The following is a 22325-nucleotide window of genomic DNA, read 5'->3' on the forward strand; positions in this document are numbered from 1 at the left end:
TTCTGCGGCTCTTTGCCAGCAGACAGGTCGTATTTGGCGATGACTTCTTTGGACAGTGACCCGCGCACACCTTCCGACAGGAAGACATATTTGCCGTGCAATTCCATGCCTAGTTCGGTGTTCGGACCGTAGGAGCCATCCGCCTCCAGACCAAAGACACCGGCAACAACGCCTTTGACTTCGCCGTTCTCACCATAGACCATTTCGGAACAGGCCATGCCCGGGAAGATTTCCACGCCCAGTTCTTCTGCCTGTTCCGCCATCCAGCGGCAAACATTGCCCATCGAGACAATGTAGTTGCCGTGGTTGTTCATCAGCGGCGGCATCGGGAAGTTGGGGATACGGATCTGACCCGCCTCGCCCAGCATATAGAAATTGTCTTCGTTGACCGCGGTGTTCAGCGGTGCGCCTTTTTCCTTCCAGTCGGGGATCAGCGCGTCCAGACCGCAGGGGTCAAGAACCGCGCCCGACAGGATATGCGCGCCCACTTCGGACCCCTTTTCCAGAACGACAACGTTCAGATCGGCATCCAGTTGTTTCAGACGAATGGCCGCCGACAGGCCCGCAGGGCCTGCGCCCACGATCACCACGTCATATTCCATCGCTTCGCGTTCAATATCGGCCATCGCGGGCTCCTTAGCTAACTTTCCAATCGGGTCGTCGAAATCTGTTGGGCTCTAAGTTAACTTAGGCCGCCAGAACTTTATCCTGACAGCCAGATTGAATTGTCTCTTAGATCAGCCGAGTTTCTCGGTCAGTTCCGGCACCGCCTGGAACAGGTCGGCAACCAGACCGAAGTCGGCGACCTGGAAGATCGGCGCTTCTTCGTCCTTGTTGATCGCAACGATGACCTTCGAGTCTTTCATCCCAGCCAGGTGCTGGATCGCACCCGAGATGCCGACAGCGACATACAGATCCGGGGCAACAACCTTACCGGTCTGACCTACTTGCCAGTCGTTCGGCGCGTAGCCAGAGTCCACAGCGGCGCGCGACGCGCCAACAGCGGCGCCAAGCTTGTCGGCCAAAGTCTCGATCAGTTTGAAGTCCTCTTCCGAGCCGACACCACGGCCGCCCGAGACAACAACGCCAGCCGAGGTCAACTCGGGGCGGTCACTTTCGGCAACCTTGTCCTCGACCCACGATGACAGACCTTCGGAACCGGGAACCGAGATGGTTTCAACCGAGGCCGAGCCACCTTCGCCTGCTGCGTCGAAGGACGCGGTTCGCAGGGTGACGACTTTCTTGACGTCGTTCGACTTTACGGTCTGGATCGCGTTGCCCGCATAGATCGGACGCTCAAAAGTCGAGCCGTCAACCACGCCGGACGCATCCGAGATCACCATCACGTCCAGCAGCGCAGCAACACGCGGCATCACGTTTTTGGCGTCGGTGGTGGCAGGGGCAACGATGTGTTCATAGCCGTCGGCCAGAGACACGATCAGCGCTGCGGTCGATTCCGCCAGGCGGTGACCCAGCGAGGCATCCTCAGCAACCAGTACCTTCGACACACCGTCGATCTTGGCGGCGGCCTCGCCGGCAGCGGCGGCAGACCCGCCCGCGGCCAGAACAGTCACATCGCCCAATACCTTTGCGGCATTGACGGCCTTGGCGGTGGCGTCCAGCGACAGCTCACCATTGTTGACTTCAGCCAGAAGAAGAACAGCCATTACACAGCCCCCGCTTCTTTGAGTTTCTCGACCAGCTCGTCGACCGAGCCTACGACGATACCAGCGGCACGTGCCGGCGGCTCATCGGTTTTGACAACCTCCAGACGCGGAGTGACATCGACGCCGTAATCGGCGGCCGTCTTCTCATCCAGCGGCTTTTTCTTCGCCTTCATGATGTTGGGCAGCGACGCATAACGCGGTTCGTTCAGGCGCAGGTCAACGGTCACGATGGTCGGCATCTTGACGTTGATGGTCTGCAGACCACCGTCAACCTCACGGGTGATCTTGGCGCTGTCGCCTTCGATGTCCACTTCCGATGCAAAGGTGCCCTGGCTCCAGCCCAGCAGGGCCGACAGCATCTGACCGGTGGCGTTCATGTCATTGTCAATCGCTTGCTTGCCCGCCAGAACCAGACCGGGCTGCTCTTCCTCGACCACTTTGGCCAGGATCTTGGCAACGGCCAGAGGTTCGACATCGGTGTGCACATCATCAGCGGCAACAACCAGAATTGCACGGTCGGCACCCATGGCCAGAGCGGTCCGCAGGGTTTCCTGCGCCTGCTTGACGCCGATCGAAACGGCGACGACTTCGTCAGCCTTGCCGGCTTCTTTCAGGCGGATCGCCTCTTCCACGGCAATCTCGTCGAACGGGTTCATCGACATTTTGACATTGGCGAGATCAACACCGCTACCGTCCGCTTTGACGCGAACCTTCACATTATAGTCAATCACGCGCTTGACAGGCACGAGTACCTTCATCGCGTTATCCTTTGGTTAACTTGGTTTGGTTTTTCCGGAGAGGGGCGCCCAGACACTGTTTAGTCCCAAACAGTAAATTGCGGGCGAATGGCGATGTAAGAGAGGGATAGAGCTGGTTCATGAGGACATCGACCTATCGAGCATTGCTGCCGGAGATAATATCTTGTCCAATTCGCTCTCAGGGATCAGACCTTCCTCGATAACCACGTCGCGGATTGACGCGCCAGTGGCCAGTGCACATTTGGCAACGCGCGCGGTTGCGTCATACCCCAAATGCGGGGCAAGTGCGGTGGTAAGAACCAGACTGTTGTCCAGCAAATCCCTGCAGCGATCCGCGCTCGCTTCGATACCGAAAACACATTTCTCGGTCAGGACATTTGCCCCGTTGATCAAAATCTTCAGCGACTTCAGAAGATTGTAGGCAACGACTGGCTCCATCGCATTCAGCTGCAGCTGACCGGCTTCTGCGGCCATCGTCACCACCAGATCGTTTCCAATAGTCTGATAGCAAATTTGGTTGACCACTTCCGGGATGACCGGGTTGACCTTGCCGGGCATGATGGAAGACCCGGCCTGTACTGCAGGCAGCGTGATCTCGCCCAACCCTGCACGCGGGCCAGACGATAGCAAGCGCAAATCGTTACAGATTTTCGACAGTTTTACCGCCAGACGTTTGAGAATGCCTGAAAAGGTGACGAACCCTCCCAGATCGGACGAAGCTTCGATAAGATCTTTGGCTTGTTTGAAGTCGAAGCCTGAAATCTGTGACAAATGGGTAACCGCGCGTTTGTCATAGCCGGTTTTGGTATTCACGCCAGTACCAATCGCCGTGCCACCTAGGTTGATTTCCTTCAGTAGCCGCCCGATTTCTCGGATTCGATCAATGTCCTCGCCAACGGTAACGGCAAAAGCCCTAAATTCGGCGCCCAGTGACATAGGCACTGCGTCCTGCAACTGGGTGCGACCGACTTTAGCGATGTCGGCAAATGCCTCGGCGCGATCTCCAAATGCAGACTGCAACCCCTTTAGCGCGGCGCAAAGCGGCTCCACATGAAAAAGTACAGCAAGCCGGACAGCTGTCGGATACACATCGTTTGTGGACTGACCTTGGTTCACATCGTCATTAGGGTGGAGATGCTCGTACTCTCCGGGGGCATAGCCCAGCTTTGTAAGGGCGAGGTTCGCAATGACCTCATTGGCGTTCATGTTGGTCGACGTTCCTGCGCCTCCCTGGATCATGTCCACCATGAAGTGTTCATGATGTTTGCCGTCGATGATTTCCTGACAGGCCGCATCTATCGCCTCTGCCTTCTGCGGCTTAATGCCACCGATTTCGATATTTGCCCGAACGGCGGCCTGTTTGACCATGGCCAGAGCGACAACGATGCTGGGAAAATGTGACAGCGGCACGCCAGTGATCGGGAAGTTCTGCCGTGCACGCTCGGTCTGAATTCCGTGCAGAGCCCCAATGGGCAGATCCAGTGAGCCGATCGTATCGGCTTCGCTTCTTCTTGATTGCATAGACAGTATTTTCCCTGTGTTTGCCCACGTCGATTAGCTCAACCAGTTGGCCGACCAAAAGACGGGCTTTCCACAGCATTGATTAGTTTGTCACAAAGCAGACATGCGGGGGCGGCATATCCTCAAATCTAAAGATGAGCCCAAGGGTTAGGTATTTGCTAACGAACGCTAAGGAACACAGTTCTTAACGCCTAAGCACCGCTTTTCTATCTTTTCCAAAAGGCAAATGCGCGTAAGGGAGGTTCCTTTGCCACACAACCCAAAAGATGCGATTGATGTGCAGAGCGCAGTGAAACGCTATGGCGATTTCACTGCGTTGAAGACAATCTCACTCACGATCGCCGATAACGAATTCTTCACGCTGCTTGGCCCTTCCGGGTGTGGCAAGACAACCCTTTTGCGAATGATCGCGGGGTTTGAAACCGTGACTGAGGGTGCAATCTATCTGTACGGGGAAGAGATCGAAAACCTGCCACCAAACCAGCGGCCGGTGAACACAGTTTTCCAGAACTATGCGCTGTTTCCGCATATGACCATTCTCGAAAACGTGGCTTTCGGCCTGGAAATGCGAGGTAAATCCAAGAGCGAGGCACGCAGCCGTGCGGGTGAGATGCTTGAATTGGTGCAGCTGTCTCAATTTGCAGCGCGCAAACCCTCACAATTATCGGGCGGTCAGCAGCAGCGTGTTGCTCTGGCTCGGGCGCTGGCGCCGCAGCCCAAGGTCTTGCTGCTTGACGAACCTCTGTCGGCGCTGGACCTCAAGCTGCGTAAGGCGATGCAGATCGAACTGAAGCATTTGCAGCGCGAGACCGGGATCACCTTTATCTTCGTCACGCATGATCAGGAAGAAGCCTTGACCATGTCTGATCGGATTGCGGTTATGTCGGCCGGGGAATTGCAACAACTCGGCGCGCCAACCGATATCTATGAGCGGCCTCGCAACATGTTTGTGGCGGATTTTATTGGCGAAACCAACCTGCTGGAGGTTTCTGTCGATGAAATCCGCGATGGGCGTGCGATCTGCCATCTGGGCGGTGGGCATGAGCTGACGTGCGATCAAGTCGAAGGAATCGATGCGGGTTCCAAGGTTCACATGTCGATCCGACCCGAGCGTCTGTACATGTCCGACAAGCCGGTCGAAAGTGAAAGTCTGAAGGGCCGCGTCAAGGAAAACATCTTTGTAGGCACCGATATCAGCACGATCATTGATCTGCAGGATGGCCCGGATTTTGTTGTGCGTACGTCGAACTCGGATCGCGGCAACAAACGTATCTTTGAGCCAGGCACGGAAATGTTCGTCAACATGGAGCTGGGGGCGGGACGCCTCCTTGTGGACTGATGGCAGCTGGTGCAGCGAGCGGCGGCAGCGCGACAACCGACACGTATAAAGAGGCCAGAAATTGGCTTTTGCTACCGGCCTGGGCAGTTCTGACAATCTTTGTTCTGGCCCCAGTCTTGATGATGCTGGTTTATTCCTTCCTTACCAAGGAATTCCGCGGCGGCGTGATCTGGGAGTTCAGCCTTGCGGCCTACGACCAGTTCTTCTTTGACCGCGGTTTGTTCGGTGACGAGCCGCCCAAGATTGAATGGACCTATATCACGATCTTCTGGCGATCGATCTGGCAGGCTGGTGCGGCCACTTTGCTCAGCCTGGTAATTGGTTTCCCAACAGCGTATTTCATTGCAACCCGCCCGGAAAACGTGCGCCCATTGTGGGTCTTCCTGATCACGATACCCTATTGGGTCAATCTGCTGATCCGGACTGTTTCCATGAAGTTCCTGCTTCGGGATCAAGGGCCTTTGAATGACTTTCTGATCGGTATCGGCCTGATCGACAGCCCGATTGCCATTGTGAATACTAACTTCGCGGTTCAGCTGGGTTTGTTCTATTCGTACCTGCCGTTCATGGTTCTACCCATCTACGCAGCTGTCGAGCGGTATAACTTCTCACTCAGCGAAGCTGCTGCAGATCTCTACGCTAGCAAAATGACAACGTTGCGCCGGATCGTGCTGCCAGCCGTAAAACCAGGTGTGATGGCGGGCTGTATTCTGGTCTTCGTGCCTTCTATGGGTTCGTTCCTGGCGCCTGACCTGCTGGGTGGCGCTAAGAATTTCATGATCGGATCGTTGATCGAGGAACAGTTCAAGGGCAACGCCGGGAACTGGCCGTTTGGTGCGGCTGCTTCGATGATCCTCCTGACTATGGTGTTGATCATCCTGATGATGTCGGCCCGTCAGCAAGCCAAAGCCAGCAAGGCGGAGGGGTAAGTCATGGCCCATGTGAATGAGAACATCAAATCTTACAAGGGCTTCAAGACCATCACTCTGGCATGCCTAGTGATCCTGTATGCCCCGTTGGTCATCGTGACGATCTACAGCTTCAACGCGTCGCAATCTATCACCAATTGGGAAGGTCTGTCGCTACGCTGGTACGCGGATGTGTTTACCGGTCCGGAAAGCGCCAAATTCAAAACCGCAGCGTTCAACAGCTTTACCATCGCGATTATCGCGGCCACCGTGGCGACGACAATTGCAACCCTGGCGGCCACGGCAATGGTTCGGGGCGGCAAGTTCAAGTTGCGCACGGTGTCCTTCGGCCTGATCTCTCTGCCGATCATGGTCCCCGAGATCGTGCTCGCCACAGCAACGCTGATCTTCTTCAACTCGATCGGGTTCACCCGTGGCTATGCGACGATCCTGGTTGCCCATATCGCCTTCTGCATTCCTTTTGCCTACCTGCCGATCTCAGCCCGGATGCAGGGGATCGAGGATAGCTTTGAGCAGGCGGCGCTGGATCTTTATGCCACCAAGCGGCAAGCGTTCACCAAGATCCTGCTGCCGCTGATGATGCCGGGGATCATCTCGGGCTTTCTGCTGGCTTTCATCGTATCGCTGGACGATTTCATCATCACCAACTTCGTCAAAGGTGCGGGTGTGGAAACATTGCCCACCGCAATCTTCGGGTCGGTCAAGCAGGGCATCAAGCCGAACATCATGGCGATTTCAACCATGTTGCTGAGCGTGTCGATCATCATGGTCACGATCAGCTACTTCGTCAGCAAATCTGACAATACAAAATGAACCAACAAGGAGCAAACCCATGAAACATTTTCTTAAATCCGGTGCAGCGGCTCTTGCCCTTGCAGTGTCGGCCAATGCGGCCACCGCCGAGGGGGAACTGGTGATCTACCATTGGTTCGAGTACATCCCTCAGGAACTGCTGGACAAGTTTTCCGAAGAAACCGGCATCAACGTGACTATGGACACATACGACTCGAATGAGGCGATGCTGGCTACATTGAAAGCGGGCGGTGTCGGCACCTATGACGTTGCTGTTCCCGGCGACTATATGGTCAAGATCATGTCGGGTGAAGGGCTTCTGGATACGATCGCTGACGGCGAGTTGGCCAACAAGGGCAACATCGCGGACGAGTGGGCCGACCCAAGTTTTGACCCGGGCCGCGCTTCCTCGATCCCGTATCAGTGGGGTTCGACCTCGTTCGCTGTGAACCGCGACGTGTTTGACGGTAATATCCAGTCCACAGACATCCTGTTCAACCCGCCGGCTGAGCTGTCGGGCAAGATTAACATGCTGGACAGCCAAGGTGACGTTATGGCCATGGCCTCGCTGCATCTGGGTATCCCGCAATGTTCGACCGATCGTGAGCAACTGAAAGCACTGAACGAGATGTTGCAGAACGCGAAACAGCACTGGGTCTCGTTTAACTCAGACACCGCCAAAGAGGTTCTGGTGTCGGGTGACGCGGCAGTTGGCCAAATCTATGACGGCTTTTCGGCCAAGGCCAGGGAAGAGGGTGCCAACGTCGAATACGCCTTCCCGACACAGGGTTACGTGGCGTGGATGGATAATGTTGTTCTGCTGAAAGATGCACCGAACCGCGACAACGCCCTAAAATTCATGGACTTCCTACTGGAACCAGAAAACATTGCAGCTGTGACCAACTATGCGCAGTACAACGCGGGTGTGAGCGGCGTTACCGAGTTCCTTGATGCGGAACTGGCTGCTCAACCCGAAAAGAACCCGCATGCAAACGCGGGTAAAGGCGTTTTTCTTGAGGTTTGTGACGAGGAAACGCAAGCTGTTTACGATCAGATTTGGACCAATCTCAAGAAATAGGTCCGATGTAAGCTAAGATCCGGCGGCCCTTATACTAAAGGGGCCGCCAAACAAATCTGGTGAGACGGAAAGCGTCATGAAACGCGTTACGATCTGCAGTGTTTCAATACTACTCTCAGGAATAGCAATCATAATTGTGTTGCGGATTTTCGGAGTATTCCGGAGTTTGTAGCCGCCCATGAAGCGTCGACCTCTTCAAGGGTTTTTCCTCGATTGTTGGGTTCCACTAACATACATTATGGCTCGGTGATTTCGTAGTTGCTCGGACTACAACCGCGGCTCTTAATGGCGCATTTTTCTTGGGTTGCGGGCTTCCGATTGCGCAAATAGTGACGAAAGACCTACAATTGCTGGCAGCCGGATTTAACACATTCAGGTTGATCGTAAGTGCTTGTTTTGCCCCAACTCTGTCGTCACATGGTTTCTGTCGCTTATGGGCGCCATCCTATCCACTTTGCGATTTTATCGTAGTGAGCCAGGCCACACAATTCAGGCTCCGGGATTATCCATTGGCTACCGCGGTGCGCGATCAAAGCGTCAATTCGCGGCGTCCTAACGATATCCTGAACCGCGCGGTCGGTGAACTCGAATTCGGTGGCGATTTTGTCCTTCCAGTCAGAAAGAGATTCCTCGGTCTCAAGCCAGCGCCGCATCAATCTAACCAAGTAATACTCCGAGAGGTTACTATCGGTATGTGTCCGTCATCGAATGATTTGGAACACGAGCATTTGATTGGTTTTGGAGGATCAGGCTCATCTGGTTGGTTTGATTATGCGGCGGATTTGCGGTGAAGCAAGCGTCGCGTTTCGATGGTCTTTCGTTTGATCCTTTCTCGTTGTTTCAGAATGGTTTCTCCGAGTCCGAAGTAGACATCGGCCGGGGTGAGGTTCTGCAGGCTCTCGTGGTAGCGCCGGTGGTTATAATGATCGACGAAGGCGTCGATCTACCGTCGGAAATCGCCAGGCAGGTGGTAGTTCTCCAGTAGGATGCGGTTCTTGAGGGTCTGATGCCATCGTTCGATCTTGCCTTGGGTCTGCGGGTGATACAGAGTGCCATGGACGTGATCCATCTCCTGATCTTCAAGCCAGTCAGCCAATTCTCCGGAGATGTAACTCGACCCGTTGTCCGAGAGCAGGCGCGGCTTGTGCAGCACGGTTGCCCAATCACAGCCTGAGGCGTGCAAGGCGAGATCCAGTGTGTCGGTCACATCCTCGGTCTTCATTGTCGTGCAAAGCTTCCAGGCGATGATGTACCGGCTGTAGTCATCGAGGATGGTTGACAGATAGAACCAGCCCCAGCCGATGACCTTCAAGTAGTTGAAGTCAGTTTGCCATAGCCGGTCCGGACGCGTTGTCTTGTCTTTGAACTCGTCTGCGGCTGACAAAACCACATAGGCTGGGCTGGTGATCAGATCGTAGGACTTGAGGATGCGATACCCGTTCGTCGGGCGATCCGTCCACTGGACGGATCACTGACCCTTCTTACCCTCTGACACAAAGTACTTTTCCGTGTCGGTGAACTGCACGGCCAACTCACGCAGGGGAACCCAAGACCCGCTATGCCGCCGGAAAGTACGCAAGCTTGATGATGGGCGTCCACAAATGGTTGGCGACCGTGCTTTTGACCGCATGGTCATGTCGATCTCTCGCTGATCCTGCTTTTTCCGACTCGCTCCGACCGAACACCTAAGGACAGTTAGATGAAAACCAATGACGCCATTACTCACCTGAACCCGCAGAGATGGGCGGACACCTCCCCCGCCGAGCGGTTAGCCCTACTGGAAGCTGTACGCGAAAACCTAAAGAAATTTGACGGTGAACTCGCCGCCTCGGACTCGGCCTTGAAGAATGGTCAGATGGGTGAAGAGATTTATACTGACCCGTTATCAAAGATCGCAACGATTGTGCCGATGGCCAATACCGTTTCTGCTGCCATCGAAGTTTACCAAGGCATCGTGCACGGAAAGATGCCAGAGCCGATCAGCATCACCAAAGTTGGTGATGATCGCTATGACATCGCGGTCTTCCCGATCGACACCAAGGACAAGCTGATGAACGGCAACCGCAAGGATGTCATTCGGGTCAAGGGCGAACCGAAGCAAGTGAACCCGATGGACAAACCTGCCGGTATCACCGCCGTACTGGGCGCAGGGAACTATTCGTCGTCTTTGGTGATGCTCCAGGTAATCTTCTTCGGCAACAGGGTCGTGGTGCACAAACCACACCACCTATATGCTGAAAGCGCTAAGGTTTGGGAAAAGGTCATGGCCCCGCTGATCGATCATCAAGCCCTGGCTTTCGCCGATCACGACCAGGGACGTGTGCTGACGACCGATACCAAGATCGACAAAATCTACTTTACGGGTGGTGCAGGTACCCCGAAAGCGATCGAAAGTGCCACCCAGGCCGAATTGATCTCCGAATGCGGAGGCAACAATCCGGTGATCATCGTGCCGGGCGACCGCCCGTGGCCGACGAAGAAATCGCTCGTCAAGCACATCAGATCTTCACGATTAACAAACTCAACGGTGGTGCAGTCTGCGGTCGACCTCAAACGTTGGTAACCTCCAAACACTGGGCCCGGCGGGATCAGTTCCTGGGTGCGATTGGCAAGGCGATGGTCGAAGACACGCCCGCCGAAGGCACCTGTTATCCGGGAGCAGGCGAGGTGAAAGACGGGTTCCTCACAGCCTATCCTCAAGCTGAACGGCTGTCGCCGGAGAGCGGTCAGTTCAAGGCGGCTGAAAACCTGCTGATCACCGGCATTGAAGAAGACAGCTATGGCACGCGCAACGAAGCTTTCTGCAAGATCACAGGTGAAGTGCCGTTGGATGTGCATGCCAACGCTGCAGAATTCCTGCCCGCAGCAGTTGCTTTCTGCAATGAAAAGCTGCTTGGCACATTGGGCAGCGCCATCCTGATCGACGAAGATACCAAGAAGACGCATCAGGCTGCTCTGGGCCGAGCGGTAACTGAAATGGAGTACGGCGCAATTGCCGTAAACGCCATGCCACCCTTCATCTTCCTTTGGCCCTGGCTGACGTGGGGCGGCAACGAAGAAGGCAAGGAGTTCGTCTCGGGAGCCGGCAATTTTGGCAAAGCCATGTACTTCGAGAATGTCGAGAAATCTATCATGACTGCAGGTTTCATGTCGCCCGGCCACATGATAAAAACCAACAAGGGCGCCTTTGACACGCTGACTACGGAAGTGGCCCATTGTGCGGTTGAGCCATCCTGGCGAAACCTAACATGCCTGGTGGGTGGTGCTATCATTGGCGGTTTCCGTCGGAAGGACTTCTGAGGCCAGTAACCCTTAGCCACGGTGCGTTGTACGTGATGACCCTACTGCCATCTTGGTGGTAGGGTTTGAGGTTGTGGGATTCACTCAACCAGAGATCGCTTCACACAACAACCCTGCACCGACGTTCGTGGTTTGTTTCGATGCCGCCAAACATCCAATGGTTGCGGAAATACTCGATTCGGGAGGCTTGGCAGGTGGTCTCAACACACCGCATTTCTCGGCCATATAGCGTCCTAACCTACCATAGCTTTGCGACAATCTCTTCCCGCTTGAGCCGCTTGAAGCTCCATTTTATCCTCCGTTTCGCAACTATAAGGGTGGACCAAGTCAGAAGGGTAGGGTCACTTACAACCTACAACTGGATGTATTCACTGGATATCGTTTGCTTTCTTGTTAGGGTGCAGCCAGCGCAGAATTAAGTCTGCAGTCGTTTGTACAGCGTTTATCGGAGCTGACTTTTGATCATTCCATTTCATGTGCGGGAAATGCTGCGGCGTATAAAAGCGCGATATGATGCTGAACGCACACCACAGCAGATGGCCCCAAGCGACGAAGAATTTTCGTCTTTGCGCCCCTCTCGCAAGGCTGACAGTAAGACGGTTGCGCGGTTCTGGGATCATCTAAAGCCCAGGCCAAGCGACGCAGATCAGGCATTGATCGCTGATGCTGCGACAGTTGCAGCTTCTGAAACCTACAGCGCCAATATTGAGAACTTCATTGGAACTGTGAAAGTGCCAGTTGGCATCGTCGGACCATTGCGCTTGAACGGTATGAACGCCAACGGGGATTTTTATGTGCCTCTGGCGACGACTGAGGCCGCGCTTGTTGCCTCGTATGCGCGAGGGGCCTTTGCAACTGGCCGTTCTGGAGGGGTTAGCACGGCCGTCTTGTACGAGGGTGTCCTGCGCACGCCCGCCTTTGTGTTCGAAGGTCTTTTGCAAGCCGGTCAGTTTGTCGATTGGGTGGTCAGCAATATCGACGATCTTCGCGCCGCAGCCGAAGCCACGACCCGGCATGGCAAGCTTGTCTCGGTCGAGCCGTTTATCGACACCAATATCGTTTTTCTGATTTGCCGTTACACAACAGGGGATGCCGCGGGCCAGAATATGGTGACCATTGCTACGGATGCGCTGTGCCGGGCGATCGTCAATCATTGCCCGATACCCATGGAAAACTGGTATATCGAGGGGAATTTTTCAGGCGACAAAAAAGCCTCGGCGCTTGGGTTGGTCACAGGGCGTGGTCGCAAGGTCAGCGCGTCGGTCACCTTGCCTGCGGAAGTCGTCGAAAAAACGCTTGGAACGACCGTGGACGCCATGTTGGCCTATGGGCGGGTCGCCAATCTTGGCGCGCACCTGTCGGGTCAGCTGGGGGCGCAGGCCCATTATGCCAACGGGCTTGCTGCTTTTTACATCGCAACCGGGCAGGATGCGGCCTGTGTCGCCGAAAGCGCGATGGGTGTGACGCGGATGGAGCCCAAAGGGGACGATCTTTTCTGCTCGGTCACGCTCCCGAATATCCTTGTAGGGTCTGTGGGCGGCGGCACCGGTCTGCCCAGCCAAAGTGCGGCGCTGAACATTCTGGGACTGAAGGGCGCGGGCCATGGCACGGCGCTGGCCGAAGTGGCCGCAGCCATCTGTCTGTGCGGAGAGATTTCGATTGTAGCAGCAATCGCTGCGGGCCATTTCACCCGCGCCCATGAAAGCTTGGCCCGCCAAAGATGACTTTGCTGGCGCGATTGTGGATCTATCAGGCCGAACGGTTTCCGTTGAAGAAGACCGTTCCGCTGTTGCTGGTGTTTTCGGCGGCCAGCATCTGCGTCTCGGCCCGGCTTGCGGATCGCCCGTTACCTGAATGGCCCGGTTTTGTGGTTGGATTTGTGCTCGCAATGGCGCTGTTTTTCCAGATGCGCGTTTGCGACGAGTTCAAGGATGCCGAGGATGACCGCCGCTACCGGCCCGAACGTCCCATTCCACGAGGGCTGGTGTCACCCGCCGAAGTTCTGGTGCTGGGCCTGCTGACCCTGCCGGTGGCTGTTGCCGCTGCATGGCTATGGTCCCCGTTGGTTTTGTGGTGCCTTTTGGGGGTTTGGGTGTGGCTGGCGGCAATGACTGCTGAATTCGGCGCATCAGCCTGGCTAAAGGCGCGGCCGGTTCTCTATCTGGTCAGTCATATGGCAATCATGCCGCTGATCGACCTGTTGCTGACCAGCATCGAATGGCTTCCGGCCGGAGGAGCGGCGTCACAGCTTTGGTTGTTTCTGGTGCTGTCCTTTATCAATGGCTGCGTTCTTGAGATCGGGCGCAAGCTCTGGTCGCCCGAAAATGAGATTGACGGGGTCGATACCTATTCGGGCCTGTGGGGGTATCGCCGTGCCACCATGATTTGGCTGTGCTGTGTCGTTCTATCCTTTGTTTTTCTGGTGGGTACAGGGTTTGCAACGGGCGTGGGCTGGTTCACGGTCGGGGTTGGGGCTCTTGCGTTGGTGCCCTGCGGTCTGGCCGCGCGCAGCTATGTCATGGCACCGACCCCCGTTGCGCAGGATAGAATGGACACAATTGCCGGGCTTTGGGTGTTCTTTTGCTACGCCACAGCGGGTTTTTTGCCGTTTCTGATTGGAGCTTTCAGATGAGTTTTATCGTCAGCCAATCCGAAGCCACGGATCCGAGCCAGGTCGGAGGCAAAGCCGCCGCGCTGTCGAATCTAGCCTGCCACGGGTTCAACCCGCCTGCGTTTTTTGTCATCACCGACGCCGCGTTTCGCAAAGGCAAGACGGGGCCGGTCGCAGCACGCGGGTTGAAAGGCGCGCTGGATGTTGCGTTGGGCGTGCTGGGTCCGGGGCCATATGCAGTGCGCAGTTCCGGTCGGGCCGAAGACGGAGCAGACCACAGCCACGCCGGTCAGTTCGATACGGTTCTGAACGTCACAAACAGCAACGTGTTGGGGGCGGCGAAACAGGTTTGGCAATCCGGGTTTGCAGAGACAATCGCCATCTATCGCGCCGTCAAAACCGGGGGCGGGGCAGAGGCCCCGGCGATCATCGTCCAACGCATGATTGATGCAATGGCGGCAGGTGTCGCGTTCTCTGCCGATCCCGTGACAGGGCGAAGAAACGTCGTCGTTGTGTCCGCCGTCAAAGGTCTGGGCGACGCGCTGGTGGCAGGTGAAGTTGATGGTGAGGATTGGACCATTGACCAAAACGGGCACCCCGAATGCGCCCAAGCGGCACCTCAGGTCCTGACCCCGGATCAGGCGCTTCGGGTCGCAGCGCTTACACGGCAAGCAGAAGAGGCTTTTGGCGCTCCGCAAGACATCGAATGGGCGTTCGATGCCGATGGTGCGCTGCATATCCTTCAGGCGCGGCCAATAACAACCGCATTGCGACCAGCGGCTCTGCCGGATGGTGCGCTGACCATTTTCGACAATTCCAACATCGTCGAAAGCTATCCGGGCATGGTCAGCCCGTTGACCTATTCCTTTGCTGTGCACGTCTACTCGCGGGTTTATCGCGCTTTTGTTCGGCTTCTGGGCGTATCGGACAGAACTGTCGCGCAGAACGCGGTCATTTTCGACAACTTCCTTGGGCGCATTGATGGGCGGGTTTATTACAATCTGGTCAATTGGTACCGCGCGCTGGCGCTGTTGCCGGGGTTTTCGCTGAATCGCGATTACATGGAAACGATGATGGGTGTGTCCGAACCCATGCCGTCTGAAATCACCGACCAGATCGGGCCTCCGCCCGCCAAAGGTGTGCGCAAGACATGGGAATACGCAAAACTGGCTGGGGTTGCGTGCGGCCTGACATGGCAGGCTATGCGTTTGCCGCGCACCCGGCGCAATTTCTACGACAGGCTGAATGATGTTCTGGATCGTGATCTGGACATCGAAACTGCCAATGCGACCGAACTGGCCGCTGAATATCGCGATATCGAAAGCAGCCTGCTGGATCGCTGGGACGCCCCGTTGGTCAACGATTTCCTGTGCATGATCGCCTTTGGCGCATCGCGCAATTTGCTGCACAAGTGGCTGGGTGAAGATGGGCTAGTGCTGCACAACGATGTCATGATTGGTCAAGGTGACATCGTCTCGGCGGAACCGGTGCAGCGTATTGCCCGGATGGCGCATATGGTCCGCGAAGCAGGGATAGCGGATCATCTCAGCGCGGACTGCCGGTTGGAAACCCTGGATCCTTACCCCCGAATCAAGGACGAGGTTCAATTATATCTGAAAAAATTCGGCGACCGATGTACCGAAGAACTGAAGCTGGAAAGCATTCCGCTGCGCGAGGACCCCTCCAGCCTGTTGATGGCGGTCGCGGCCAGTGCTGCCCGACCGGAAGGCAAACGACATACAGGCCGTGAGCCGGACTGGAAATCCCTGTTCCCCGCCAATCCTTTGAAACGCTACTTGTCCAAATGGATCGTGGGCTGGGCCAAGGCGCGCGTCCGGGATCGAGAGAACCTGCGGTTTGAACGCACCCGGATATTCGGCCATGCCCGGCGTGTTTTCCTGGGGATCGGGCGCGAGCTTGCGGCACGGGGGCTGCTTGCCGAACCCCGTGATGTGTTTCACCTGACAACGCACGAGGTTCTGGGGGCCATTGAAGGGTTCAGCCTGTCCCCGGATCTGAAAGCCATCGTCGCGCAACGCCAACGCGAAGATCGTGCATCGTCTGAACGCCCCGACCCGCCGGAGCGAATAGAAATCCGGGGGCCTGCAATTGCTCCGATTTGGGCGGACGCCGAAGAACCTTTACGCGACTGCGAACGGCTGAAGACCGGCACGGGCTGTTCGGTTGGGCAGGTTACCGCAAAGGCCCGAGTGATCCGTGACCCGCGCACCGAGGCGCTGCAACCCGGTGACATCCTTGTGGCGCGGCACACAGACCCGGGCTGGATCGCCGTGTTTTCGAATGCCTCGGCCATCGTTGTGGAACGGGGGTCCCTGCTGTCCCATTCCGCCATCGTGGCGCGAGAGCTGGGCATACCCTGCGTCGTCGGCTTGAAAGGCGCGACGCAGTGGATCCGGGACGGAGAAACGCTTTTGGTTGATGGGGCAAGCGGCAAAGTGGAGCGGTGCGATGGGGCAGAGTGAAATCGAAAGCAAGGCAGATTTCGACCACATCCGATACGCACAATTGTGGGAGGATGCCGATGTTCTGACCGCCGCGCTGGGCGATTGCGCTGGGGGCACGCTGGTGTCCATCTGTTCAGCCGGGGATAACGCGCTGGCGATGCTGACGCTGGACCCGGCCAAAGTTGTGGTTGTAGATTTGTCCCCGGCGCAAATTGCTTGCCTGAAGCTGAGAATTGGCGCGTTCCAGTCCTTAACGCATCCAGAGTTTCTGGAACTGACCGGGTCGCGCCCCAGCAGCAGGCGTGCCGATTTGCTGTCGCAGGCACTGGAGGAATCCGACCCGGAAACGCGCGCCTTTTGGACCGCGCTTTCCCCCGAGGTCGTGCGCTTCGGGATCGGCGGCGTTGGTAAGTTCGAGCGGTACTTCCGCATCTTCCGCACCCGGCTTTTGCCGTTTGTGCATTCCAGAAAAACGATTGATGACGTCTTTGTATCCCGCCCCTCCGAAGCGCGGGCAGTATTCTTTGACACGCGCTTTGATACCTTCCGGTGGCGCTTGTTGTTGAACCTGTTCTTTTCCCGTCTAGTCATGGGCCGCATGGGACGCGACAAGGCGTTTTTCGATCACGTTGAAGGCAGCCCGGCCCAGCATGTGGCGCGCCGTATTCGCCATGCAGGCGTTGATACTGATCCGTCGCAAAACCCTTATCTACACTGGATATTGAAGGGCACGCATGGCGATGCTCTACCGATGGCCTGGCGACCCGAGCATTTTGACACGATCCGCGCCCGCCTGGATCGTCTGGATATCCGCCCGGGGTCGTTAGAGGCTTTTGTTTCGACCGGTGAGAAGGCCAACGGGTTCAACCTGTCCGACATCTTCGAGTATATGTCGCCTGACATGTTTGAAACGGTCTATGGCTCCATCTTGTCAGCCGCGGCCCCGAACGCGCGTTTGGTGTATTGGAACATGATGGCACCCCGCCGTGTGCCGGCCCGCTACCAGAGCAAAGTTGAAACACTTCAGACGGTTGAGGATCAGTTGAAAGCCCGCGACACGGCCTTTTTCTACTCGGACTTTGTAGTGGAACAGGTGCGTTCATGAGTGTTGTGGCCCAGATCCTGTTGGCTGTGATGTCTGTTTTTACCTTGTTGGGGCTGATGGCGGTGGTCCGGCGGCTGGCACATAAGGTCGGGCTTAGCGGGGAAGTGCAACGTAAACTGATGCACGTTGGCACCGGGCTTTTTGCCATGCTTCTGCCGTGGATTTTCCCGGATCGCTGGCCGGTTTACATGCTGATCGGGGCCACGATGATCGTGATGCTGATCTTGCGTTTGCCCCGCTTCTCAAAAGGTCTGGGGGCCGCCATCCACAGCGTCGAGCGTACTTCGTACGGGGATTTCCTGTTGGCGCTTTCGGTCGGGCTTTGTTTCTTGCTGGCCGGTGAAAACACGCTGTACTACTTGCTTCCGATCGCTGTTCTGACACTGGCTGATGCGGCAGCTGCGCTTGCTGGTACCACCTATGGAACCAAACGTTATGTGGTCGAAGATGGCGACAAAAGCCTGGAAGGATCGGTGGTGTTTTTTGTCGTAACCCTGTTGGTTGCGATCATCTGTTTCCTGTTTTTGTCAAAGCTGCCGCCGTCCAACATCATGATGCTATGCCTGATGGTTGCCGGTTTCGGCACCCTGGTCGAGGCGCAAAGCTGGCGCGGCTTTGACAACCTATTCCTGCCGCTCGGCTTGTTGATTTTCCTGAAAACGCACTATCACAGCTCGTTGGCAGAACTGGCGATGCTTGCAATCTTGTTCTTTGCCGCGCTGGTCAGTTTTGGCGTGGTGGGAACCCGGATAGGCCTTAGCAAACATACGACCCGCGTTTATGTCGTTGCGGTTTTTCTGATGCTGGCCGCCGCCAAGATGCAGAATACAGTTCTGCCGATCCTGGTTCTTGCCGCACATGGCTGGGCGCGCACCGCGTCTCCGTGTGACAGCAAGTATCCTGATCTGGATATCGTGGCCGCACTGGGGATTTTGGGTTTTGGTTGGCTTGCTCTTGGCAATGCAACGGGCTGGGATGCGATATCCTTTTTCGGCCTCAGCGCCATGGGTTTGGCCATGGGGCTTTGCGCTGTGATGTTAAGGGCCATACCTGTTGCGATACCGATTGCTGCCGCTGTTCTGTTTCTGATCCGTATCTGGGCGGTTTCGCTAAACTCTGACAGTTCCAACTGGGCCGAGCCTTTGACCGCGTTGTCACTTGTCACGCTCGCAGTGACCGCGATCATGCCTTGGGCGCTTCCGGATGTTTTTCAAAAGAACCGTGTTTCGCGGCTCACGCTCTTGGCGCTGCTACTGCCACTTACGTATTACATCTGGTCCATAGCAGGGGATATCAGCGCGCGGATCGCTGGCGGAGTTATATCATGACGAAGGAAAGCATTCGAACCGACGGTGCCAAACTGTCCATACATCTGCAGGGACCTGAATGGGATGGCGCGCCCGCGGCAACCATCGGTGACTTCTCATGCAAGACGCCAGAGGCCGGTTTGCAAGCTCTGCATCAGGCTATCGAACGGATCCGCAGCGCGGGGATTGACCGGATTATCGGTCCGATGTCCGGGGATACCTGGCACAGCTATCGGTTTGTCTCGGAAAGCGACGGTTCAGCCCCGTTTTTGATGGAACCGGCAAACAAGCCACATGACCCCGACGTGTTCAAGGCGGCAGGTTTTGCACCCATCAGCAGCTATTTCTCGGCGCGCGTTCCCTTGGCGCAAACGGCCAGGTCGTCTTTGACCGCAACCGATGCGTTTACGGTCGAACCTTGGGATGGAACCAATCCCGAGGGCCTGTTCCGACAGGTCTACCACCTATCAATCAAGGCGTTCGCACGCAATGCGTTCTACAAACCTATCTCTGAACGTGATTTTCTGGCGATGTACATGCCTGTCGTTCCGATGTTGAAACGCGAGCTAATCTTTTTTGCCCGCCGCCTAGATGGCTCGTTGGTGGGATTTTTGTTTGGCATTCCAAACTATGCAGAAGGCCCAAAGCCCAAAGCGGCGATCCTGAAAACTTATGCCAGCCTGGAACGGGGCGCAGGACGCCACTTGGCCAGTCATTTCCACAAGTCCGCCCTGGAACAGGGCTTTGACACAGCGATCCACGCGTTGATCCACGATGACAACCAATCCGCCGAGCGCAGCGGTGTCGAAGGGGCCAATGTGTTCCGGCGGTACGCCTTGTTTGGGCTGCGTCTGGATGCCTAACCTGCTGGACCATTTTGCCGATGCGGTCGCGCGACAGCCGGACCGGATCGCCATTGTAGAAGGCACCGGTCACCAGGTCACATTCCGCGCTTTGCACGGACGCGCGCAGCAATTGGCCAGCAAGTGGGAGCGCAAGGGTCTTCGCCATGGAGACCGTGTTCTGTTGGCAATGCCCGTCAAAGCGGATCTCTATGCCAGCCTCGCAGCCTTGTGGTCGTTGGGGGTTACGGTCGTTCTGCCTGAGCCTGCGATGGGTCTTGCGGGGTTGCGTCACGCGGCAAGAACAACCCGGCCCAAGGCGTTCTGCGCATCGGGTTACTTTGCGTTGCTCAGCTTTGTTGTGCCAGAGCTTGTGGGGCTGCCTCTTTTACGACCGGGCCAAGGGCAGGGCGAGCCGAGTGTAGTGGATGTTCAAGACAACGATGTGGCGCTTGTTTCCTTTACATCCGGAACCACGGGTCCGGCCAAGGCCATCCCACGCAGCCACGCGTTTCTGATGGCCCAGCATGACGCAATCGCACCGCTTCTGGATAGTGCCATGGCCGAGCGGGATCTGGTCGCGTTTCCGGTCTTCACTCTGATCAACCTGGCGGCCGGACGCACGACGATTCTGCCAAACTGGAAGATGACCAAGCTGGACCGTCTATCGCCCGAGCAACTGGCGGGCTGGATAACGAAACAACAGGTCACGCGGCTTTTGATCCCGCCGTCCCTGTGCGAAAAACTTGCGCAGTGCAAAGATACCGGCCAGTTGCACACCGTCTTTACCGGCGGCGGCCCGGTCTTTCCCGACCTGACCCAAGGTTTGCTCGAACAATCCAGCCTGGATGTGTTCTGCGTTTACGGCTCCACCGAGGCGGAACCGATTGCGCATCTTGATGCGCGCGACATCTCGGACATTGATTATCGCGATATGGCAGCGGGCAGGGGGCTTTTGGTCGGACGCCCCGTTTCGCACATCAATCTCCGAATTCGGGACGACGAAGTTCAGGTGGCAGGAGATCACGTAAATGATGGCTATCTTGATCCCGCGCACTCCACAGAAAACAAAATCAAAGACGGTACCACGATCTGGCATCGAACAGGCGATGCCGGCCGGTTGGATGAGCAGGGCCGTTTGTGGCTGTGGGGTAGACTGAGGAGCGAGGTGACAACCCCGACTGGCCGCATCTTTCCGTTCGCGATCGAAATAGCTGCCCGGCAATGGCCGAGCGTGACTAACAGTGCCCTAATGAGCCTTAACGGAAAGCCAACTCTATGTATTGAGGGTGACAAGGATCAGTTGTCAAACTGGAATAGCCTAGCGCTGGAATTCGGGGTTGCCAAAGTGATCCACGTGAAAAAAATCCCAATGGACAAACGCCACAGATCCAAAATTGACCGAGTAGAGCTTACTCATCTCTTGGGTCATTGATCTACAGCACTTTTCCCTTCAGTGTTCTCACGGAAAACTGCAATCGAGCACGGTTTTGTATTTGCCCGGTGGCTAAGCAGCGGAAAAGTCCAGCAACTTGTGAAGAGCAACTGCCAGCATATGCCGATTTTGCGGATGACCTGATTACAGATGGCAGCTTTTCCATGGCTTATGAGAGGGTCGTACATGCCTGCTATACCCCGCTCACAATCGACACGGCACCGCACTTGAAGTGCTTTGTCCTAGCTCTGTTGGCTGTGCTGCCGGAGTATCAAGGCCGTGGCGTCGGCAAGGAGTTGATGGAAACCAGTATCGAACACTTAAAGTCTATCAGCGCGGCCCAGTGTTCGTGTTGGGCGTCCCGACCTTCTATCCTCAATACGGTTCTACCCCGACTGACAAACAGACGCCTTATCCATGAAGGCTCGCGAGCACAGCCAAAGAACAAAATAGCACGGTCACCCGTTCGCGGAAGAGGCTCGCGGGCATCAAGACAATCAACAGGATCCGCAAGGGGCAGATTGGACCTTCGGCAGGAGGATTCCGTCTATTTGCAGAGCTCGATTGCTATATCCACCCGCTCATAGCGATAGCTTGGAAACATACCAAAGTTTGCGATACCGCCCATCTTCCGTTTACATGGTCGGCGAAAAGGCCGTGCAGGTCACTCTGGAGGACGCCTAACAACACACTTTCATGGAAGGAGGCCATCATGGCACATAGCGTCGAATCCCTCATGGACTTGAGTCAGCAGGAACTGGACGAATTGTTCTCCAGCGTGGCGGCCGGGAATATACCCGACGGCGAGGCCGAGGGGACTGCCATTGTGGCTCCAGGCACCAGGTTCACACCGCTGATCTCGCGCTTCATCAACAGTTTTGCCTGGCAGGGCAAAGTCTTCGACCAGCAGAAAGGCGTGTTACGCAATCGCATCCTACCGTTCGGGCTGAATGCGATTTTGGCCAAAGTCTACAAGGACACAAGCTGGCTTGATGGAAAGGAGTGCATCGTTTTGGATTACTCCGATACGTCGCTTCTTGCGCAGTGGATTCGCGACGAGATACGTGCCGTCGGTCCCGGTCTTTATCTGGGTAAAGTCTATTGGGATGACAATCGATTGATCGATTTTGCGCTGGACTTCAATGTCGATACGTCATCGCCCTAAATGTGGTAGAC

19 protein-coding genes and 1 pseudogene are annotated in these 22325 nt (G+C 56.2%); 15 read left to right on the plus strand and 5 right to left on the minus strand.

Translation table 11 applies throughout. The features are described 5' to 3' along the window. The 4 genes from ABLN87_RS11310 to ABLN87_RS11325 all read right to left on the minus strand — a co-directional run. The coding region (locus ABLN87_RS11310; protein ID WP_353010276.1) for an NAD(P)/FAD-dependent oxidoreductase at window positions 1-626 on the minus strand (626 nt) is incomplete at its 3' end. 111 nt (window positions 627-737) lie between these two features. Then, complete coding sequence (locus ABLN87_RS11315) at window positions 738-1667, minus strand: electron transfer flavoprotein subunit alpha/FixB family protein (protein WP_353010278.1); 930 nt, start codon at window positions 1665-1667, stop codon at window positions 738-740. Then, on the minus strand, window positions 1667-2425 hold the full coding sequence (locus ABLN87_RS11320; RefSeq protein WP_353010280.1) for an electron transfer flavoprotein subunit beta/FixA family protein: 759 nt from the start codon (window positions 2423-2425) through the stop codon (window positions 1667-1669). Before ABLN87_RS11320 ends, ABLN87_RS11315 begins: the two co-directional genes overlap by 1 nt. 117 nt (window positions 2426-2542) lie before the next feature. Beyond that, on the minus strand, window positions 2543-3946 hold the full coding sequence (locus ABLN87_RS11325; protein ID WP_353010282.1) for an aspartate ammonia-lyase: 1404 nt from the start codon (window positions 3944-3946) through the stop codon (window positions 2543-2545). 226 nt (window positions 3947-4172) lie between these two features. Between ABLN87_RS11325 and ABLN87_RS11330 the strand changes: the two genes are divergently transcribed. The 4 genes from ABLN87_RS11330 to ABLN87_RS11345 are packed head-to-tail and all read left to right on the plus strand — an operon-like array spanning window position 4173 to window position 8084. After that, window positions 4173-5285, plus strand: a complete 1113-nt coding sequence (locus ABLN87_RS11330; RefSeq protein ID WP_353010284.1) for an ABC transporter ATP-binding protein — start codon at window positions 4173-4175, stop codon at window positions 5283-5285. Beyond that, entirely contained in the window at window positions 5285-6214 is a 930-nt protein-coding gene (locus ABLN87_RS11335; RefSeq protein WP_353010286.1) for an ABC transporter permease, read from the plus strand. The genes ABLN87_RS11330 and ABLN87_RS11335 overlap by 1 nt, the downstream gene beginning before the upstream one ends. Before the next feature lie 3 nt (window positions 6215-6217). After that, on the plus strand, window positions 6218-7027 hold the full coding sequence (locus ABLN87_RS11340) for an ABC transporter permease (protein ID WP_353010288.1): 810 nt from the start codon (window positions 6218-6220) through the stop codon (window positions 7025-7027). Window positions 7028-7046: 19 nt separating this feature from the next. Continuing rightward, entirely contained in the window at window positions 7047-8084 is a 1038-nt protein-coding gene (locus ABLN87_RS11345; RefSeq protein WP_353010290.1) for an extracellular solute-binding protein, read from the plus strand. Between the two features lie 769 nt (window positions 8085-8853). Here ABLN87_RS11345 and ABLN87_RS11350 read toward each other — a convergent pair. Beyond that, window positions 8854-9621: pseudogene (locus ABLN87_RS11350) on the minus strand (transposase); the annotation flags it as partial. A gap of 162 nt (window positions 9622-9783) precedes the next feature. Here ABLN87_RS11350 and ABLN87_RS11355 point away from each other — a divergent pair. From ABLN87_RS11355 to ABLN87_RS11405, 11 genes are all read left to right on the plus strand, one after another. Next, window positions 9784-10647, plus strand: a complete 864-nt coding sequence (locus ABLN87_RS11355) for an aldehyde dehydrogenase family protein (protein WP_353010292.1) — start codon at window positions 9784-9786, stop codon at window positions 10645-10647. Then, entirely contained in the window at window positions 10641-11384 is a 744-nt protein-coding gene (locus ABLN87_RS11360; RefSeq protein WP_353010294.1) for a hypothetical protein, read from the plus strand. The genes ABLN87_RS11355 and ABLN87_RS11360 overlap by 7 nt, the downstream gene beginning before the upstream one ends. A gap of 485 nt (window positions 11385-11869) precedes the next feature. Continuing rightward, window positions 11870-13108: a hydroxymethylglutaryl-CoA reductase gene (locus ABLN87_RS11365; RefSeq protein WP_353010296.1), complete on the plus strand. Its 1239-nt coding sequence runs from the start codon at window positions 11870-11872 to the stop codon at window positions 13106-13108. After that, on the plus strand, window positions 13105-14016 hold the full coding sequence (locus ABLN87_RS11370) for a UbiA family prenyltransferase (protein ID WP_353010298.1): 912 nt from the start codon (window positions 13105-13107) through the stop codon (window positions 14014-14016). The genes ABLN87_RS11365 and ABLN87_RS11370 overlap by 4 nt, the downstream gene beginning before the upstream one ends. Further along, window positions 14013-16478: a PEP/pyruvate-binding domain-containing protein gene (locus ABLN87_RS11375; RefSeq protein WP_353010300.1), complete on the plus strand. Its 2466-nt coding sequence runs from the start codon at window positions 14013-14015 to the stop codon at window positions 16476-16478. The genes ABLN87_RS11370 and ABLN87_RS11375 overlap by 4 nt, the downstream gene beginning before the upstream one ends. Further along, window positions 16465-17565, plus strand: coding sequence for a DUF3419 family protein (locus ABLN87_RS11380; protein WP_353010302.1), 1101 nt, complete (start codon window positions 16465-16467; stop codon window positions 17563-17565). Before ABLN87_RS11375 ends, ABLN87_RS11380 begins: the two co-directional genes overlap by 14 nt. After that, window positions 17562-18893, plus strand: a complete 1332-nt coding sequence (locus ABLN87_RS11385; protein WP_353010304.1) for a hypothetical protein — start codon at window positions 17562-17564, stop codon at window positions 18891-18893. Before ABLN87_RS11380 ends, ABLN87_RS11385 begins: the two co-directional genes overlap by 4 nt. Next, window positions 18890-19735, plus strand: coding sequence for a hypothetical protein (locus ABLN87_RS11390; RefSeq protein ID WP_353010306.1), 846 nt, complete (start codon window positions 18890-18892; stop codon window positions 19733-19735). The genes ABLN87_RS11385 and ABLN87_RS11390 overlap by 4 nt, the downstream gene beginning before the upstream one ends. Continuing rightward, window positions 19728-21149 carry an AMP-binding protein gene (locus ABLN87_RS11395; RefSeq protein ID WP_353010308.1) on the plus strand — a complete coding sequence of 474 codons (1422 nt, stop codon included), beginning with the start codon at window positions 19728-19730 and terminating at the stop codon, window positions 21147-21149. Before ABLN87_RS11390 ends, ABLN87_RS11395 begins: the two co-directional genes overlap by 8 nt. 164 nt (window positions 21150-21313) lie before the next feature. Then, complete coding sequence (locus ABLN87_RS11400) at window positions 21314-21736, plus strand: GNAT family N-acetyltransferase (protein WP_353010736.1); 423 nt, start codon at window positions 21314-21316, stop codon at window positions 21734-21736. 125 nt (window positions 21737-21861) lie between these two features. Beyond that, complete coding sequence (locus ABLN87_RS11405) at window positions 21862-22314, plus strand: hypothetical protein (RefSeq protein ID WP_353010310.1); 453 nt, start codon at window positions 21862-21864, stop codon at window positions 22312-22314. Window positions 22315-22325 lie beyond the last annotated feature (11 nt).

The organism is Ruegeria sp. SCP10 (genome assembly GCF_040329495.1).
Taxonomy (GTDB): Bacteria; Pseudomonadota; Alphaproteobacteria; order Rhodobacterales; family Rhodobacteraceae; genus Ruegeria.